We start from the raw sequence: 19566 nt of genomic DNA, 5'->3' as shown, positions 1-19566 counted from the left end.
TTAGATGAATTGCTTAAGTCTTCAAAAACATAAAATTAGGTTAATAAATGTTGTCTTAAACTGTAAGTATAAAATCTTTTTATGGCAGAAAAAAGATACAAATAATTGAAACTTTGCAAATTAAAGCTGATACCGTAAGGATCAGTAAAAAGTAAAAAATGAATTGATTTATGATGCAATTAACAATAACAGTGTAAAAACGTCTCTATGCCAGATTTTAAGAAGGTGATTCCGTGCTGAAGCGATGAGAATTACTCTTAAGTCTGGCAATTTTAATGATTACTCTGTTTGTTTGTTGTTTATAGACTGATTTATTTATTACAGTATAGTGAATAAAATAATTTAATAACCCATAAAGATTAAATCTTATGAAGAATAGATTACTCCCATTACTTCTTGTTTTAGGTGGATATTCGGCTTACTCTCAGGTAGGGATTGGAACTCAAAATCCCGATAAATCTTCGATGCTTGATATTAATGCGATAAAAGAAGGCGAGACAGGAAAAAGAGGGATGTTGATTCCTCGAGTTGACTTAAAAAGCTCTACTGATAACACTACCATTATAAATGGAAATGTTAATAGTTTACTTGTTTTTAACACTGAGAAAATTGCAGATATTACTCCTGGATACTACTATTGGTATGACAATAAATGGCATCGAATGGTTACTTCAGATGAAGTAGTTGGTGGTTTAAATGTTGCTGAAGGTACAGGTGCACCTGGTAATATGGGGCAGCCTAATTATCCTGGAGAAGGAGTAACTTTCTATACAGATAATAGTACAGGCGCAATCTACATGCAAAATCAAGACGGCACTTGGACTCAATTATCTGGTAAAGCAGGTGCTGCAGGAGCAGCTGGAATTAATGGAGTTCCTGGAGTAGACGGAAAAGTTGGAGAAGGAGTTTCATTGGTTGTAGATGAGAAAACTAATATTGTATATATTTTAATACCTGGTGCAGACCCTGAAAAACCAGAAAGCTGGATTCCAATTAATGGTAAAAGCGGTAACAACGGAAAAGATGGTATTTCAGGTGGAAATGGCGTACCGGGTGCTGCTGGTACAGCAGGTATAGACGGTGAAATCCAAATGTATGTCGATTATAAAACTAATATAGTTTATATAAGAGATCCGAAAGACGATACAAAATGGATTCCATTGAACGGAAAAGATGGAAAAGACGGAGTAAGCGGAGGAGCGGGAGCTCCTGGCGCAGACGGTGTTTCTATTCCTGCAGATGCTACAGTTTATATTGATAATACTACAGGTACAATCTACATCAAGGATGCAGACGGTAACTGGGTAAAAGTAAATGGTAACGACGGAAAAGACGGTTTACCGGGCGGACCTGGAGTACCAGGAAAAGATGCTGTTGTACCTGAAGGAGTTACTATCTGGGTGAATACCGATACCAAAGTTGTTTACATTAAAGATCCTGCATCAGGCGACTGGATTCAGATCAGCGGTAACAACGGAAAAGACGGTCTTGACGGAGCAGCCGGAATCACCGGAGGCGCAGGTGCCCCTGGCGCGGATGGCGTTTCAATCTCAGATGACATCAAAATGTATATCGATAATACTACCGGTATTGTTTATGTACGTGATTCAGAAGGCAACTGGGTTCCGTTGAACGGAAAAGACGGCAAAGACGGCAAAGACGGTATAAGCGGAGGCGCCGGAGCTCCTGGAGCAGATGGAGTTTCTATTCCGGTTGATGCCACAGTTTACATTGACAATACAACAGGAGACATCTATATCAAAGATAAAGACGGCAACTGGGTTCAGGTAAACGGCAAAGATGGAAAAGACGGAGTAAGCGGAGGAGCCGGAGCTCCTGGAGCAGACGGTGTTTCTATTCCTGCAGATGCTACAGTTTATATTGATAATACTACAGGTACAATCTACATTAAAGATGCAGACGGTAACTGGGTAAAAGTAAATGGTAACGACGGAAAAGACGGTTTACCGGGCGGACCTGGAGTACCAGGAAAAGATGCTGTTGTACCTGAAGGAGTTACTATCTGGGTGAATACCGATACCAAAGTTGTTTACATTAAAGATCCTGCATCAGGCGACTGGATTCAGATCAGTGGAAACAACGGAAAAGATGGTCTTGACGGAGCAGCCGGAATCACCGGAGGCGCAGGTGCCCCTGGCGCGGATGGCGTTTCAATCTCAGATGACATCAAAATGTATATCGATAATACTACCGGTATTGTTTATGTACGCGATTCAGAAGGCAACTGGGTTCCGTTGAACGGAAAAGACGGCAAAGACGGAGTAAGCGGAGGCGCCGGAGCTCCTGGAGCAGATGGAGTTTCTATTCCGGTTGATGCCACAGTTTACATTGACAATACAACAGGAGACATCTATATCAAAGATAAAGACGGCAACTGGGTTCAGGTGAACGGAAAAGATGGAAAAGACGGAGTAAGCGGAGGAGCGGGAGCTCCTGGCGCAGACGGTGTTTCTATTCCTGCAGATGCTACAGTTTATATTGATAATACTACAGGTACAATCTACATCAAGGATGCAGACGGTAACTGGGTAAAAGTAAATGGTAACGACGGAAAAGACGGTTTACCGGGCGGACCTGGAGTACCAGGAAAAGATGCTGTTGTACCTGAAGGAGTTACAATCTGGGTGAATACCGATACCAAAGTTGTTTACATTAAAGATCCTGCATCTGGAGACTGGATTCAGATCAGCGGTAACAACGGAAAAGATGGTCTTGACGGAGCAGCCGGAATCACCGGAGGCGCAGGTGCCCCTGGCGCGGATGGCGTTTCAATCTCAGATGACATCAAAATGTATATCGATAATACTACCGGTATTGTTTATGTACGCGATTCAGAAGGCAACTGGGTTCCGTTGAACGGAAAAGACGGCAAAGACGGAGTAAGCGGAGGCGCCGGAGCTCCTGGAGCAGATGGAGTTTCTATTCCGGTTGATGCCACAGTTTACATTGACAATACAACAGGAGACATCTACATTAAAGATAAAGACGGCAACTGGGTTCAGGTGAACGGAAAAGATGGAAAAGACGGAGTAAGCGGAGGAGCGGGAGCTCCTGGCGCAGACGGTGTTTCTATTCCTGCAGATGCTACAGTTTATATTGATAATACTACAGGTACAATCTACATTAAAGATGCAGACGGTAACTGGGTAAAAGTAAATGGTAACGACGGAAAAGACGGTTTACCGGGCGGACCTGGAGTACCAGGAAAAGATGCTGTTGTACCTGAAGGAGTTACTATCTGGGTGAATACCGATACCAAAGTTGTTTACATTAAAGATCCTGCATCAGGCGACTGGATTCAGATCAGTGGAAACAACGGAAAAGATGGTCTTGACGGAGCAGCCGGAATCACCGGAGGCGCAGGTGCCCCTGGCGCGGATGGCGTTTCAATCTCAGATGACATCAAAATGTATATCGATAATACTACCGGTATTGTTTATGTACGTGATTCAGAAGGCAACTGGGTTCCGTTGAACGGAAAAGACGGCAAAGACGGTATAAGCGGAGGCGCCGGAGCTCCTGGAGCAGATGGAGTTTCTATTCCGGTTGATGCCACAGTTTACATTGACAATACAACAGGAGACATCTATATCAAAGATAAAGACGGCAACTGGGTTCAGGTGAACGGAAAAGATGGAAAAGACGGAGTAAGCGGAGGAGCGGGAGCTCCTGGCGCAGACGGTGTTTCTATTCCTGCAGATGCTACAGTTTATATTGATAATACTACAGGTACAATCTACATCAAGGATGCAGACGGTAACTGGGTAAAAGTAAATGGTAACGACGGAAAAGATGGTTTACCGGGCGGACCTGGAGTACCAGGAAAAGATGCTGTTGTACCTGAAGGAGTTACAATCTGGGTGAATACCGATACCAAAGTTGTTTACATTAAAGATCCTGCATCAGGCGACTGGATTCAGATCAGCGGTAACAACGGAAAAGATGGTCTTGACGGAGCAGCCGGAATCACGGGAGGCGCAGGTGCCCCTGGCGCGGATGGCGTTTCAATCTCAGATGACATCAAAATGTATATCGATAATACTACCGGTATTGTTTATGTACGCGATTCAGAAGGCAACTGGGTTCCGTTGAACGGAAAAGACGGCAAAGACGGAGTAAGCGGAGGCGCCGGAGCTCCTGGAGCAGATGGAGTTTCTATTCCGGTTGATGCCACAGTTTACATTGACAATACAACAGGAGACATCTACATTAAAGATAAAGACGGCAACTGGGTTCAGGTAAACGGCAAAGATGGAAAAGACGGAGTAAGCGGAGGAGCCGGAGCTCCTGGCGCAGACGGTGTTTCTATTCCTGCAGATGCTACAGTTTATATTGATAATACTACAGGTACAATCTACATCAAGGATGCAGACGGTAACTGGGTAAAAGTAAATGGTAACGACGGAAAAGATGGTTTACCGGGCGGACCTGGAGTACCAGGAAAAGATGCTGTTGTACCTGAAGGAGTTACTATCTGGGTGAATACCGATACCAAAGTTGTTTACATTAAAGATCCTGCATCAGGCGACTGGATTCAGATCAGCGGTAACAACGGAAAAGATGGTCTTGACGGAGCAGCCGGAATCACCGGAGGCGCAGGTGCCCCTGGCGCGGATGGCGTTTCAATCTCAGATGACATCAAAATGTATATCGATAATACTACCGGTATTGTTTATGTACGTGATTCAGAAGGCAACTGGGTTCCGTTGAACGGAAAAGACGGCAAAGACGGTATAAGCGGAGGCGCCGGAGCTCCTGGAGCAGATGGAGTTTCTATTCCGGTTGATGCCACAGTTTACATTGACAATACAACAGGAGACATCTATATCAAAGATAAAGACGGCAACTGGGTTCAGGTGAACGGAAAAGATGGAAAAGACGGAGTAAGCGGAGGAGCGGGAGCTCCTGGCGCAGACGGTGTTTCTATTCCTGCAGATGCTACAGTTTATATTGATAATACTACAGGTACAATCTACATCAAGGATGCAGACGGTAACTGGGTAAAAGTAAATGGTAACGACGGAAAAGATGGTTTACCGGGCGGACCTGGAGTACCAGGAAAAGATGCTGTTGTACCTGAAGGAGTTACAATCTGGGTGAATACCGATACCAAAGTTGTTTACATTAAAGATCCTGCATCAGGCGACTGGATTCAGATCAGCGGTAACAACGGAAAAGATGGTCTTGACGGAGCAGCCGGAATCACCGGAGGCGCAGGTGCCCCTGGCGCGGATGGCGTTTCAATCTCAGATGACATCAAAATGTATATCGATAATACTACCGGTATTGTTTATGTACGCGATTCAGAAGGCAACTGGGTTCCGTTGAACGGAAAAGACGGCAAAGACGGAGTAAGCGGAGGCGCCGGAGCTCCTGGAGCAGATGGAGTTTCTATTCCGGTTGATGCCACAGTTTACATTGACAATACAACAGGAGACATCTATATCAAAGATAAAGACGGCAACTGGGTTCAGGTGAACGGAAAAGATGGAAAAGACGGTATAAGCGGAGGGGCCGGAGCTCCTGGAGCAGACGGTGTTTCTATTCCTGCAGATGCTACAGTTTATATTGATAATACTACAGGTACAATCTACATTAAAGATGCAGACGGTAACTGGGTAAAAGTAAATGGTAACGACGGAAAAGACGGTTTACCGGGCGGACCTGGAGTACCAGGAAAAGATGCTGTTGTACCTGATGGCGTTACAATCTGGGTGAATACCGATACCAAAGTTGTTTACATTAAAGATCCTGCATCAGGCGACTGGATTCAGATCAGTGGAAACAACGGAAAAGACGGTCTTGACGGAGCAGCCGGAATCACGGGAGGCGCAGGTGCCCCTGGCGCGGATGGCGTTTCAATCTCAGATGACATCAAAATGTATATCGATAATACTACCGGTATTGTTTATGTACGCGATTCAGAAGGCAACTGGGTTCCGTTGAACGGAAAAGACGGCAAAGACGGAGTAAGCGGAGGCGCCGGAGCTCCTGGAGCAGATGGAGTTTCTATTCCGGTTGATGCCACAGTTTACATTGACAATACAACAGGAGACATCTATATCAAAGATAAAGACGGCAACTGGGTTCAGGTGAACGGAAAAGATGGAAAAGACGGAGTAAGCGGAGGAGCGGGAGCTCCTGGCGCAGACGGTGTTTCTATTCCTGCAGATGCTACAGTTTATATTGATAATACTACAGGTACAATCTACATCAAGGATGCAGACGGTAACTGGGTAAAAGTAAATGGTAACGACGGAAAAGATGGTTTACCGGGCGGACCTGGAGTACCAGGAAAAGATGCTGTTGTACCTGAAGGAGTTACTATCTGGGTGAATACCGATACCAAAGTTGTTTACATTAAAGATCCTGCATCAGGCGACTGGATTCAGATCAGCGGTAACAACGGAAAAGACGGTCTTGACGGAGCAGCCGGAATCACGGGAGGCGCAGGTGCCCCTGGCGCGGATGGCGTTTCAATCTCAGATGACATCAAAATGTATATCGATAATACTACCGGTATTGTTTATGTACGCGATTCAGAAGGCAACTGGGTTCCGTTGAACGGAAAAGACGGCAAAGACGGAGTAAGCGGAGGCGCCGGAGCTCCTGGAGCAGATGGAGTTTCTATTCCGGTTGATGCCACAGTTTACATTGACAATACAACAGGAGACATCTATATCAAAGATAAAGACGGCAACTGGGTTCAGGTGAACGGAAAAGATGGAAAAGACGGAGTAAGCGGAGGAGCGGGAGCTCCTGGCGCAGACGGTGTTTCTATTCCTGCAGATGCTACAGTTTATATTGATAATACTACAGGTACAATCTACATCAAGGATGCAGACGGTAACTGGGTAAAAGTAAATGGTAACGACGGAAAAGATGGTTTACCGGGCGGACCTGGAGTACCAGGAAAAGATGCTGTTGTACCTGAAGGAGTTACTATCTGGGTGAATACCGATACCAAAGTTGTTTACATTAAAGATCCTGCATCAGGCGACTGGATTCAGATCAGCGGTAACAACGGAAAAGACGGTCTTGACGGAGCAGCCGGAATCACGGGAGGCGCAGGTGCCCCTGGCGCGGATGGCGTTTCAATCTCAGATGACATCAAAATGTATATCGATAATACTACCGGTATTGTTTATGTACGTGATTCAGAAGGCAACTGGGTTCCGTTGAACGGAAAAGACGGCAAAGACGGTATAAGCGGAGGCGCCGGAGCTCCTGGAGCAGATGGAGTTTCTATTCCGGTTGATGCCACAGTTTACATTGACAATACAACAGGAGACATCTATATCAAAGATAAAGACGGCAACTGGGTTCAGGTGAACGGAAAAGATGGAAAAGACGGAGTAAGCGGAGGAGCGGGAGCTCCTGGCGCAGACGGTGTTTCTATTCCTGCAGATGCTACAGTTTATATTGATAATACTACAGGTACAATCTACATCAAGGATGCAGACGGTAACTGGGTAAAAGTAAATGGTAACGACGGAAAAGATGGTTTACCGGGCGGACCTGGAGTACCAGGAAAAGATGCTGTTGTACCTGAAGGAGTTACAATCTGGGTGAATACCGATACCAAAGTTGTTTACATTAAAGATCCTGCATCAGGCGACTGGATTCAGATCAGCGGTAACAACGGAAAAGATGGTCTTGACGGAGCAGCCGGAATCACGGGAGGCGCAGGTGCCCCTGGCGCGGATGGCGTTTCAATCTCAGATGACATCAAAATGTATATCGATAATACTACCGGTATTGTTTATGTACGCGATTCAGAAGGCAACTGGGTTCCGTTGAACGGAAAAGACGGCAAAGACGGAGTAAGCGGAGGCGCCGGAGCTCCTGGAGCAGATGGAGTTTCTATTCCGGTTGATGCCACAGTTTACATTGACAATACAACAGGAGCAATCTACATTAAAGATGCAGATGGCAAGTGGGTTAAAGTAAAAGCCGATGAGACAGTAACAACATTAATAAAAGATACTGCCAATAATGGTAAGTATACTTATACTAATGAAGGAACTACTGAGACTGTTATAGATGTAGTAGCTGATGTTGTACACAATGCAGCAGATATTTTTAATGATGAAAATGTGAAAAACATTATTGAAGGTATTTCATCAGTAGGAACCGGTAACGCAGGCGACGTCTTAACAACAAAAGATGGAGAAGCACAATGGGTTAAACCTAGTAGCGTAGATGTTTCAAGTTTAATAAATGCAAAAACTCTAAAAACTACAACGGCGCCTACAGTTTTAAAGGTGCAAGGAGCAGGAGCTACATTAGTCGATTCTTACGTAGATATCGTTCCTTCAACAACAGTTGGAGAAGTGTTAGCAACAATTTCCGAAGGTGTAGTAGGATGGCAGACTATAGCAAAACCAAACGTAATGCAGATCAATATCATTAAAAATGATTATGAAGTAACAGATACTGATTATACGATTATTGCTAGAAATTTAACCGATGATATTACAATTAAACTTCCGGATGCTACTAAGAATACAGGTAGAATATTGGTAATTAATCAGTTTAATGTGCTTAATGGTACTAAAGCAGTAACTGTAAAATTTAATGTTCCTGTAATATATTCTGATGCAGAACAACATGCTTACATAACTGCCAGCATTTTTGGCGGAACAAGTTCAGGAAGCATGAAAGTTACCTTACAATCTGATGGTACAAATTGGTACGTAATCACATACACGATGTAATACGTAGATTATTTGCAACAGAAATAAGCCCGGTCATGATAAATGACCGGGACTTATATACTGTAGTTCATAAAACAACAATAAAAGAAAAAACAATGAAAAAAATAGTTTATACATTAATATTTACGGCACTTACTGTAGCGCAAACTTTTGCGCAGGCGCCGGTTGTAGTAGGTGGAACTCAAAATGGAGACGAACACGCTACTATGGAAATCCTTTCGCAGGATGGAAAAAAAGGTTTTATGCCGCCTCGATTAACTACAGATCAAATAAATGAGTTAAGTACTAATCTTGCAGGGGTATCTAAAGGGCTTACTGTTTTTAATACCGACACTGATTGTTTACAGTTCTGGAAAGGTACTAAATGGAGTGATTGTAGTACATACTCTAATGCCGAAGTTGAATTTATTTGTTCGCAAAGTACTATTAAAGGAACCTATAACGTAGACAAAGTGGCCGGTGATAATGAATTCATGGAAGTAAAGGTAAAAGTGACCAAAGGCGGACCATTGGTTTTATATACTAACACCCAAAACGGAATACGTTTTTATTTAAGCACTATTCTGGATATAGGGGAACATACTATTCAGGTTCCTGCATTAGGCACGCCTACAGCAGCAGGTGAACTTACATTTGATTTATTCGATCAGTCTGCAAACCCAATTTGTGCAGGTACTGCTAATTTTAAAGCTACAGTTGTCGAAAACAAAGCTGCTTTTACCATAAATTGCGACCAGTCATCGTTTGTAGGGACTATTCTTGAAGGAAGTAGTGCAAGTGGCCAAACATTAAAACTAAAAATAGCAGTATCGAAATCAGGGAACTATTATATAAAAACCAATACGGTACATGGCTTATGGTTTGAAGGTTCAGGATCAGTTAGTTTGGGAGCTACGGAGATTATACTGGATTTAAAAGGCAGCGTAGATACAGTTCCGGGCGACGGAAAAATTGCTTTTAACTTCTTTGACAAGAACGATATAAGTCTGGCACAATGTACGGTGACAATTTATGTTTCAGCAGAGAAAGCAGTCTTTACTGCTGTTTGCACAGGTTCTGTTTTTTCCGGAGGTATTGGCTTAGGTACGGGAGCATCAATTTCTGGAGGAGCTCGATTATTTTATGTAGGATACACTTTTGGAGAGAATGACTATATAAAAGTAAAAATAAATGTAACAAGACCCGGTTTTGTTGATATTGGGACAAAGCCTGATCCTGATATAGTAAAGGTAGGGATGATGTATACTTTTGCTGGTTATATTGATAAAGTAGGAATTCAGGATGTTTATTTAAGACCTGTAAATAGCAAGGTGCCTCCTTTAACAATTAATCAAGGAGGTGGAGGTTATATGTATTTGGATACTTTTAGTTTTCTATATAATAATATTACCAAAAGTGAGATATGTAGTTTAAACTCTCCAAACCACCCCTTTACTATAGATAAGCTTGTTGCAAATATTGCATTAGGAGTTTATGACCCATTGTTAAATTCAGCTACTAACCAATATTTAAAAAATTCAATCAGTCTTTTTAATCCTATTGTTCCAGCATCGGGTCTGGATATTAAAATAAATATTCAGACAGAACAATTGGGTTTGTTTTCGTTTAAAGGTGTTGCAAATGGTATGACACTTGAATCTAATCAAGGGGTTTATACTTTCGATGAGAATGGCCAAACTGCAGATTTTAAATTATATGGTACTCCAAATAAGGGAGGCACTGTAGTTTTTCCGATGTATAACGTCATAACAGGAGATTCAGCGGGATCGATTACAATAGATATGAGAGAAATATTTTACATTAATTAATAAGCTATTGTTTGAATTATAAAGAGGGAATGTATTTCCCTCTTTTTATATTAAAGATTTTAATTATGAATTAAGTTGAAAAACGATAAATTATACAAAAGTAATTACGAGTTGGTATAGGCTTTAAAGGAAAATAGAAAACAAAAGTTTTTGAAAAGTATATTCTCTTAGCTTTATTTACCCTATTCTGCAACTATAAAAGCAGATTAGAGTATTTGTGATTATATTAAAAACAGATATTTGCACTATAAAAGTAAGTGAAAATATAATTTTAAAATTAAGCTTTTTAGATTTGGTTATTGTTAAAATGGGAAAGTCATGCTTTCCCATTTTTTATTTATACGAATTAATTTTTTCTTCACAATAGCGAGAAAACAAATTGATTTTACAATCCTGCTAATCCTTTTTTACTTTTTAGAGAGTTTATAAATCAGGTAAATAATTAAAATAGTTAGAGTGAATGCTTTGTCCTTATTTTTCAAAAGCAAAATCTCAAATTAATTGACCCTATTTTGATATACCAATAACTTTTAAGGGATAAGAGAATTTTAGTATTGATTTAATTTCGCATCGTAATTTATAGTACAATTTGTATAAAAAATTAAAACACGGTGTATGAAAAACAATACTTTATTTAAAATAGAAAATCAACCTGATTCTGTTTTATTAAATAGCAAAGGTTCGGCGAGTGTTATAGCTCTTATGGTTAGTTTATGCGCTAGTCAGGATATAAAGGCACAGTTTTTTAATTCAGGAGAGGTAAATGTAAAAGACAATACTATTATGTCTGTTGATATGAATTATATCAACGCCACTTCAGGAAATTTTATTAATGATGGCAATGTATACATTTTTCAAAACTGGAAAAATGACGGTACAGTATCCTATAACGTGCCAAGTGCAGGGACTACTTTGTTTAGAGGTACACAGCAGCAACTTATTGAAGGAGAAGGGAAAAAAACGTCAAACCTGCAGAATGTAATTTTTGAAAACTTGTCAGATTTAGTGCCTTTTGATCTAAAAACCATTATCGCAGTAGGGAATAATTCGAATTTTAAAAACGGAATTATCAATGCAAGATATAATGATGCCAAAATGATTTTTAATGAAACAGCCTCTCATTCAAACGCTACAGATTTAAGTTTTGTAGATGGAAAAGTGCAAAAAAACGGAAAAGCCGCTTTTGAATTTCCGGTAGGAAATGATTTGTTTTACAGACCTACTTTTCATGAAGCAGGATCCAGCGAAGCAAATATTCATACTACAGAATATTTCCACGAAAATTCAGATCCTAAATACCCTCATAACAAGAAACAAAAAGGGATTCTTTTTATTAATGACAAAGAATACTGGAAAGTAACCAAAGACGATGACGGAAACGAGAAAATTGTTTTAAGTCTGAGTCTTGATGAAGAAGGAGGGGCTACTCCGTCTCAGTTTTTTAATCTGAGTCCTAATACTCAGGTAGCTATCGTACGTTGGGACGAAACTAATGGCGAGTGGGTAAACGAAAAAGGAGTTTTGGGCAGTGAAATTTACGGTCAGCCTTATTCTTATTTACTAATGGGGCAGGTGAGCGGTTACGGCATCTTTACGATGGCAATTGTCGAGGAAGAAATAGAAATTTATGATATAGAAGTCTTTAATGCTATGTCTCCAAATGATGATGGTATCAACGATACATTCCGTATCAAAGGAATTGATCAGTTTCCGGATAATGAAGTCGAAATTTTCAACAGATGGGGTGTTAAGGTATACACTGCAAAATCATACAACGAAAGCGATAATGTATTTAGAGGTTATTCAGATGGCCGTGCAACATTCAATCGTGGAGATAAATTGCCAACAGGAACGTACTTCTATACTATAAAGTATACTACAAAAGAAGGAAAAGGCAAACAAAAATCAGGTTACCTGTATATTAATAATCAATAATAAGAAATAGAAAAATTAAAGTAATTAAGAATTAGAACTAATGAAGAAGATTTTTTATATAACAGCCATATTGCTGTTTGGTGTTTTTGAGGTTTCGGCACAGCAGGAATCGCAATACACGCAATATATGTACAATACAATGACTTTTAATCCTGGTTATACCGGATCAAGAGGCGTATTAAGTGCAATGGGCTTGTACAGAACACAATGGGTAGGATTAGACGGAGCGCCAAAAACAATGAACTTCTCTATTCAAAGTCCCTTAAACGACAGTAATGCCTTAGGATTAAATGTGGCAAGCGATCAGATAGGGCCAACTAAAAACACCAATTTTATGGTAAATTATGCATATACCATACAAGGAGGCGGTGATCTAAAAGTATCATTTGGTATCTCCGGAGGTTTCGCCAATTTTGAAGTAGATTATACGAAGCTAAAGATGGAAAATCCGGACATCTATATGACCGGAGTACAAACCATGTTCTCCCCTAATATCGGTGCCGGTATATATGTACACAGTTACAACTGGTATGCCGGTATTTCTGCACCGTCATTATTAAAAACAGATCATTACAAAGATGGTGATGTAGCTTCGATTTATTCTACAAAATCACACTTTTACGGTATTGCAGGATATGTATTCGATCTTAATCCGTACTTAAAATTCAAACCGGCAGTTTTAACCAAGTTTGTTTCAGGAGCGCCGCTTGCGGTAGACGTGTCTGCCAACTTTTTAATCAATGACAAATTTACGATTGGTGGTGCTTACCGTTGGGACGCAGCCGTTAGTGGATTGGCTGGTTTTCAGGTTACAAACGGTTTGCAAATAGGATATGCTTATGATTTTGAAACCACAAAATTAGGTAAATATAATTCTGGTTCTCATGAGTTTTTCTTGCGATTTGATTTAGTAAAAGGTGCGAAAACAAGATTGGTAACGCCTAGATTCTTCTAATGATTAATACAAACACTATGAATTATAAAAAACTACAAATTGCTTTTATCTTTTTAGTAACCTGTCTATTAAGTATGACAAGCGCAAATGCACAGGATAAAAAATTAGAAAAAGCAAATGAAGCATTTGATAAATTTGCCTTCGTAGAAGCCGCTAAATTATACACCAGAGAAATTGAGAAAGGAAATAACTCTGTAGAAGCGTATACAAAGCTTGGAGACTGTCATTATTATAATGGTGATTATGCAGCCGCAGCCGCAGCATACTCAAAAATTATGAATAGCTCTAATATTGTTACTCCTGAATATTATTTCAGATATGCCCAGGCACTTAATAACAGTCAGAATTATGCACAATCTGAGGCGGTAATGAAAACCTATTACGCTAAATCAGGACAAAAAGACGCGAGTCAAAATTGGAATGGAACAAAACTACTTTCAGAAATAAACAAACAATCTGGCAGATATTCATTAAAGCCGGTAGAAATAAACACTCCTTTTTCAGACTTTGGTACTGCTTTTTACGAAAATGACAAAGTTATGTACGCATCAGCAAAAGATACCGGTGTCATTGTAAAACGCAAACATTCCTGGAACGAGAAATCATTCCTGAAATTATATACTGCAGATATTGCCGTAGATGGTGGTTTGCAAAACCCCGTTTTAGTAAAAGGAGATGTTAATACAAGATACCATCAGAGTAGTCCGGCGATTACAAAAGACGGTAAAACAATGTTCTTTACCAGAAATAACTTTATTGACGGTAAATTGGGAACAGATAAAAAAGGAACAACATACCTGAAAATTTACAGAGCCGAAAACGTAAAAGGCGAATGGAAAAATGTAAAAGAGTTGCCTTATCCTATTAACAGTGACGGATTTTCATCAGCACATCCTGCGCTGAGTTCAGACGAAACCGAACTTTATTTTGCTTCAGACCGAAACAATAAATTTGGAAACTCTGATTTGTATGTAGTAAGCCTTAAAAAAGGATACAATGTAAGTAATGATTTAACTAAATTAGGAGACGAGATTAATACGCCGGGTCGTGAAACTTATCCATTTGTCGATTCATCAGGTATTTTATACTTTTCTTCAGACGGACATCCGGGACTTGGTGGTTTAGATGTATATGCTGCTATAAAAGATGAAACAGGAAAGTATCATGTAGTAAATCTTGGTGATGGCGTAAACACAAGCTCAGATGATTTTGCTTATGCGGTGCAGAGTAAAACTAAAAAAGGGTACTTTTCTTCGAACAGAAGTGGTAACGACGATATTTACGGGTTTACAGAAAACAGGCCGGTAAGTTTTGATTTTGAAATCAGACCATTGGTTTTTGGTACGATTACAGAAAGCGGTAAGCCGGTTCAGGATTTTAATGTTCAGTTATTCAATTCAGATAAAGAAGTAATTGGTACAGCAAAAACAGACAGTGAAGGAAAATATACGATGCTGTTAGATCCTTATCAAGATACTAAATTGCTATTTAGCAAACCAAAATATGCTGAAAAAACAGTATTTGTTGAGCAGTTAAAACCACTGGAGAAAAAAGAGGTGAGTTTTGAAATCGTTAAGGAAATGGAAGTTGTTGTAGATGGAAATCTAGTAACAATTCAGGAAGGAGATGATTTAACAGATAAGTTAAAACTAAAACCAATTTATTTTGATTTTAACGGATACAATATCAGACAATCGTCTAAAAAAGAATTAGAAAAAGTAATCTCATTAATGAAAGATCGTCCACATATTTCTATACAGGTAAATTCGTATACAGATAGTAGAGGAAGAGACGAATTTAATATGAAACTTTCTAAAAACAGAGCAAAATCTACCGTAGATTATATCATCAAAGCGGGTATTGCCAAAGGAAGAATCAGCGGAGAAGGATACGGAGAAACACAGCTGTTGAATCATTGTTCTAACGGTGTGAAATGTACAGAACAGGAACACGAATTAAACAGGCGTTCAGAATTTATAATACATTTATAAAATAAACGGACAATAAAGTAAAGGGGCATCTTATTATGAGATGCCCTTTTTTTATGCTATTAAAGATGAAAACAGTTTCGTAATCAATTATAAAACGAAGTCTTTTTTTATAGATTATTTGATTTTTTTTCTAAAATCCTCAGAAGGTTTTTTATGAAAAAAGTCAAAATATTTAGAGGTAAAATAACTTAATTTAGTATAGTTAAGTTCATAAATCACCTCGGTTAAAGTATGGTAATCACCACTTTGTAGTAGCTTGTTTGCCAGCAGCATTTTTTCTTTAATAAAGAAATTATTAGGAGAAGTATTAAAACGCCTTTTAAAAAGCATTTTGTATTTGGATGGCGACATTCCGGCCATTTCGGATAAATATGTCACAGAAGGAAACGGATTGTTTAGGTTATCCAAAAGAAAAGTTCTTGTTTTGGTAACCGCTTCAATTTCGAGTTCGGTAATTTCATTTTCAACAGTCTTTGAGTTTTCATATCGATTTAAGAAATTTCCTAAAAGTTTCAGGGAAATCCCTTTCAGATAAGGACCAAAAGTAGGTTCGAACATCGATCTCTCTTTGAGAGACCTGATCAGTAAAATACTATTGCTGTCGATATTATCGTAATAATACAGAGAATTTTTAGGCACTGTAATTTTTCTTTTACTATAATCTTCGCTCGGATGGTTCTTTAAAAAATCAGTAAGCAGTCTTTTATCAACCAATAAACGTAATGCCAATGTTCGTTCGTTTACTGCCGGTTGAAACGAACTTTCGATTTTATTGTCGATAATAGCAAGGCCAAGATTGTCATAAGAACCAATTTTAAAATTAATATCATTAATAGTAATCATATTAATATGTTCGCTCAAATCAAAATGCAAAATATAAAGTTCATTATCAGATTTAAGCCGGTTAATTTTTACCTCTTCTTTCAGGACAAAATCCATAAATAATACTGAGATACCAGGAGTGATTTGTGTAAAATAAGAATGACCGTGACCAAGAGATTCAGGGATAACAATTATCGTATCATCAATAAGTTCACCGTTCATTTCCTTAGCGAGCTGGTATTGCCATTCCGGAGTTAGACTGTAGAAATGAGTGAATTTTTTCATAAATAATAGAGTTGTTTCTAAAAATCAATTATAGTTGCTTGAGATATACCTTTGGCGATAAGCCAAAATGTTCTTTAAATTTTGATGCGAAATAAGAATTATTAGTAAAATTAAGTTCGTCTGAAACCTGAGAGATAGAGAATTGTTTGCTTTCAATCAATTCTTTGGCCATGATCATTTTGTTATCCATAAAAAAAGCATTGGGCGTCATACCTGTAATCTTCTTGAATAAATTTTTAAATTTAGACTCAGACATGTTAGCCATATTGGCCATTATGTGAATACTTGGAAAAGGCTCTTTGATGTGCTCAATCAGAAACATTTGAGTCGCTATGATTTTCTTTAAATCGGTTTTGTTCACCATCTGAATAATTACCCTGTTTAGCGCCATCTTTTTCAGATAATTAGAAAGCAGCATATGTATAGATCCTGTTAAATTCAAATCGAATACAGGACCGCCCACTTTAAGTTTGCGTAAATCTGTTAAAATGTGAAAACTATCACTGCTCATCCTGTCAAATCTTACAATGGTATTTTTTTTAGGATTGGTCATTTTATCGATATCCCGAAGATGAATATTATTTTTTATAGCAAAAGTTTCGATCATAGACTTTTTTATAAATATGCACAAAGCAAATGTTGTACTGCCTTTTTTTACGTAATATTCAGATTCGAGGGCAGCATCAATAACAGCAAGGTTATATTTCCAGCGGCCTATATCGTTCATGAAATTATTAGTCGATAATTGGGCCTCACCTTCGGTAAGATTATAATAAATCCCAACAAAATCGTTGCTTAAGTTTTTCTGAATCAAATGAAGGTCCTTATGATATTTTACATCAATATAATAGGCAATGATACCTTCTCCACAATCTAAAATATAGCGTGTCCCTGTTTGAATGCTTTCAGGAACAATAATAAAATTGCCATCAACTTTTCCTTCGAGCTGTTTAGCAAAGGGTTCTACCCATTCTAAGTCAGCACTATAATAGTGTTCGATTTTTTTCACTGAAAAGTATTTTTTATAAAGTTAAATTTTTTTTATGAATTTTTGTGTAATATTTTAGTTTATAGATAGTTGTGGTTAGTTGATTGTATTTAAAACTGTTAATTTGTTTTCATATTAGGGATTAATGAGAGTAATTATAGCTTTGAGTTACTTGTAAAATTGTTATAGTGGTCTCACCGTCCGGAAATTGCCATAAAATGGTATCATTAGTCGCATATCCTAATAATGCCAGCCCCATAGGAGACAATACAGACAGTTTATTTTGGTCGAGATTGCTTTTTTCGGGCGGTACAATAGTAAATTCTCTTATTATATTAGTTCGCATTTGTACCGTTACAGTAGAATTCATTCGTATAACATCTTCAGGAATGTCATTTATAGGGACTATTTTTGCCGACAGCAGCTCTTTTTTCAATCTTCTAATCGATAAATTATAATTGCGATCACTGTTGTTTTGTGCTGTTGTCAGACCGTTTTTTAATAATTCAAATTCTTTTTCTTCGATGATTATTTGTTTATATTTCATAGCAGGCAAGTTTAATTTTCGACCAAAAGACAAAAGATATGCCTAAAGCGTAGACAAAATGATACTTGACTGTTCATCAATTTGATAGTAAACAGTCATCCATTATTTTTTTGTTTTAAGCTTAGGAATAAAGTATCGTTTGGGTAATAATTACGCGAATTCAGGATATTTTCAGATTAAGTGTTTTACGATCTATTTTTAAAATTTTTGCAGCTTTTGTTTTATTGTTATTCACTGCATGAAGTACTTTTATAATTTGTTCTTTTTCATATTCTTTTAATGTTTTAAAAACTGTACTTTTTTCGGCAATATGATATTTTAGATGTTCAGGGATATGCTGGATATTGATACTATCATCAGCCATAATAATCATACGCTGAATGATATTTTCCAGTTCCCTGACATTTCCTGGCCAGGAGTAACGCAATAGTATTTGTATCGCTTTTTCGTGAATCGAAATATCCGGTTTATTATAGGCTACAGCATATTTTTTTATAAAGTTGTTAATCAGTAGTAATAAGTCTTCCTTTTTATCTCTTAACGGAGTCGTTTTTATATTTACGACATTAATTCGATAATATAAGTCTTCCCTAAAATTGCCCTCCAGCACCATTTTATGTAAATCGTTATTGGTGGCACAAATGATGCGTACCTCGATTTTTTCAGCTTTTCTGGAGCCTATTTTAGTAATTTCTTTTTCCTGTATAACACGCAAAAGTTTGGTCTGAACCGCTAATGGAGCCGTGGCAATTTCATCTAAAAAAATAGTTCCCCCGCATGCTGCCTGAAACAAGCCTACCTGAGATTCCAGAGCGCCGGTAAAGGCACCTTTTGCATATCCGAATAGTTCTGATTCTATTAGGTTCTCGGGAATTGCACCACAGTTGACCGAAATAAAAGGCATGTGGGCAAATGCGCCTTTAGAGTGAATGGCTTTTGCAATCAGTTCTTTCCCTGTACCGCTTTCGCCTTCGATCAATACATTTACGGTAGTATCTTTTACGCGCTCGATTATTTCTACTAATTGTTTAAAATCTTCTGAACGGCCAATAAGATCGGCATAATTACTTTTTTCAGCCGATACCGTAGCTTTGTGAGACAAATGTTTTAAACTCGTTTTGGTTTTAACCAGCGAATTTTCGATCGCTTTTTGAAGCTCCTCGCTTGTAAACGGTTTGTTCAGATAATCAAGTGCTCCGGATTTAATAGCATTTACCGCATTATCAATAGAATTAAGACCCGTAACCACCAGTTTTGGTATCAGTGGATGATGTTCTTCAGTATACTTTAATAACTCTATACCATTAATGTCAGGCATATTAAGATCTGTAATCAATAAATGAATATCAGTATATTTTAGCACGTCGAGCGCTTCACTTACAGACGATGCTTTATAAGTATGATAATTAAAGGATTTTACATGGCGCTGAATCAAATCCAGCATATCAGAGTTATCATCTACGATAAGAATGTTTTCTTTTATTAAACCCATTTCTA

At 38.5% G+C, this 19566-nt stretch carries 9 protein-coding genes; 5 read left to right on the top strand and 4 right to left on the bottom strand.

Annotated elements, in window-relative coordinates; translation table 11 throughout:
* The first annotated feature begins 368 nt into the window (after window positions 1-368).
* The 5 genes from L0669_RS19050 to L0669_RS19030 all read left to right on the top strand — a co-directional run bounded on the left by L0669_RS19050 (window position 369) and on the right by L0669_RS19030 (window position 15427).
* A complete protein-coding gene (locus L0669_RS19050; RefSeq protein ID WP_263759430.1) occupies window positions 369-8738 on the top strand; it encodes a hypothetical protein in 8370 nt (2789 codons plus the stop codon).
* A gap of 95 nt (window positions 8739-8833) precedes the next feature.
* Window positions 8834-10546: a hypothetical protein gene (locus tag L0669_RS19045; RefSeq protein WP_263759429.1), complete on the top strand. Its 1713-nt coding sequence runs from the start codon at window positions 8834-8836 to the stop codon at window positions 10544-10546.
* 615 nt (window positions 10547-11161) lie between these two features.
* Entirely contained in the window at window positions 11162-12481 is a 1320-nt protein-coding gene (locus L0669_RS19040; RefSeq protein ID WP_263759428.1) for a T9SS type B sorting domain-containing protein, read from the top strand.
* A gap of 40 nt (window positions 12482-12521) precedes the next feature.
* The gene (locus L0669_RS19035; protein ID WP_263759427.1) at window positions 12522-13436 is read left to right on the top strand and encodes a PorP/SprF family type IX secretion system membrane protein; all 915 of its coding nucleotides are present in this window, start codon (window positions 12522-12524) and stop codon (window positions 13434-13436) included.
* A 17-nt stretch (window positions 13437-13453) separates the two neighbouring features.
* A complete protein-coding gene (locus L0669_RS19030; RefSeq protein WP_263759425.1) occupies window positions 13454-15427 on the top strand; it encodes an OmpA family protein in 1974 nt (657 codons plus the stop codon).
* Window positions 15428-15541: 114 nt separating this feature from the next.
* On the opposite strand, the gene L0669_RS19025 is transcribed toward L0669_RS19030, so the two are convergent.
* The 4 genes from L0669_RS19025 to L0669_RS19010 form a co-directional block, all read right to left on the bottom strand.
* Window positions 15542-16534, bottom strand: a complete 993-nt coding sequence (locus tag L0669_RS19025; RefSeq protein ID WP_263759424.1) for a helix-turn-helix domain-containing protein — start codon at window positions 16532-16534, stop codon at window positions 15542-15544.
* Between the two features lie 28 nt (window positions 16535-16562).
* Window positions 16563-17543, bottom strand: coding sequence for a helix-turn-helix transcriptional regulator (locus tag L0669_RS19020; protein WP_263759423.1), 981 nt, complete (start codon window positions 17541-17543; stop codon window positions 16563-16565).
* 121 nt (window positions 17544-17664) lie between these two features.
* The gene (locus L0669_RS19015) at window positions 17665-18069 is read right to left on the bottom strand and encodes a GreA/GreB family elongation factor (protein ID WP_263759422.1); all 405 of its coding nucleotides are present in this window, start codon (window positions 18067-18069) and stop codon (window positions 17665-17667) included.
* Window positions 18070-18229: 160 nt separating this feature from the next.
* Window positions 18230-19561, bottom strand: coding sequence for a sigma-54-dependent transcriptional regulator (locus L0669_RS19010; RefSeq protein WP_263759421.1), 1332 nt, complete (start codon window positions 19559-19561; stop codon window positions 18230-18232).
* Window positions 19562-19566: the final 5 nt, after the last annotated feature.

Source organism: Flavobacterium bizetiae, assembly GCF_024271895.1.
Taxonomy (GTDB): domain Bacteria; phylum Bacteroidota; class Bacteroidia; order Flavobacteriales; family Flavobacteriaceae; genus Flavobacterium; species Flavobacterium bizetiae.
This window is presented reverse-complemented; position numbering and strand designations above follow the sequence as displayed.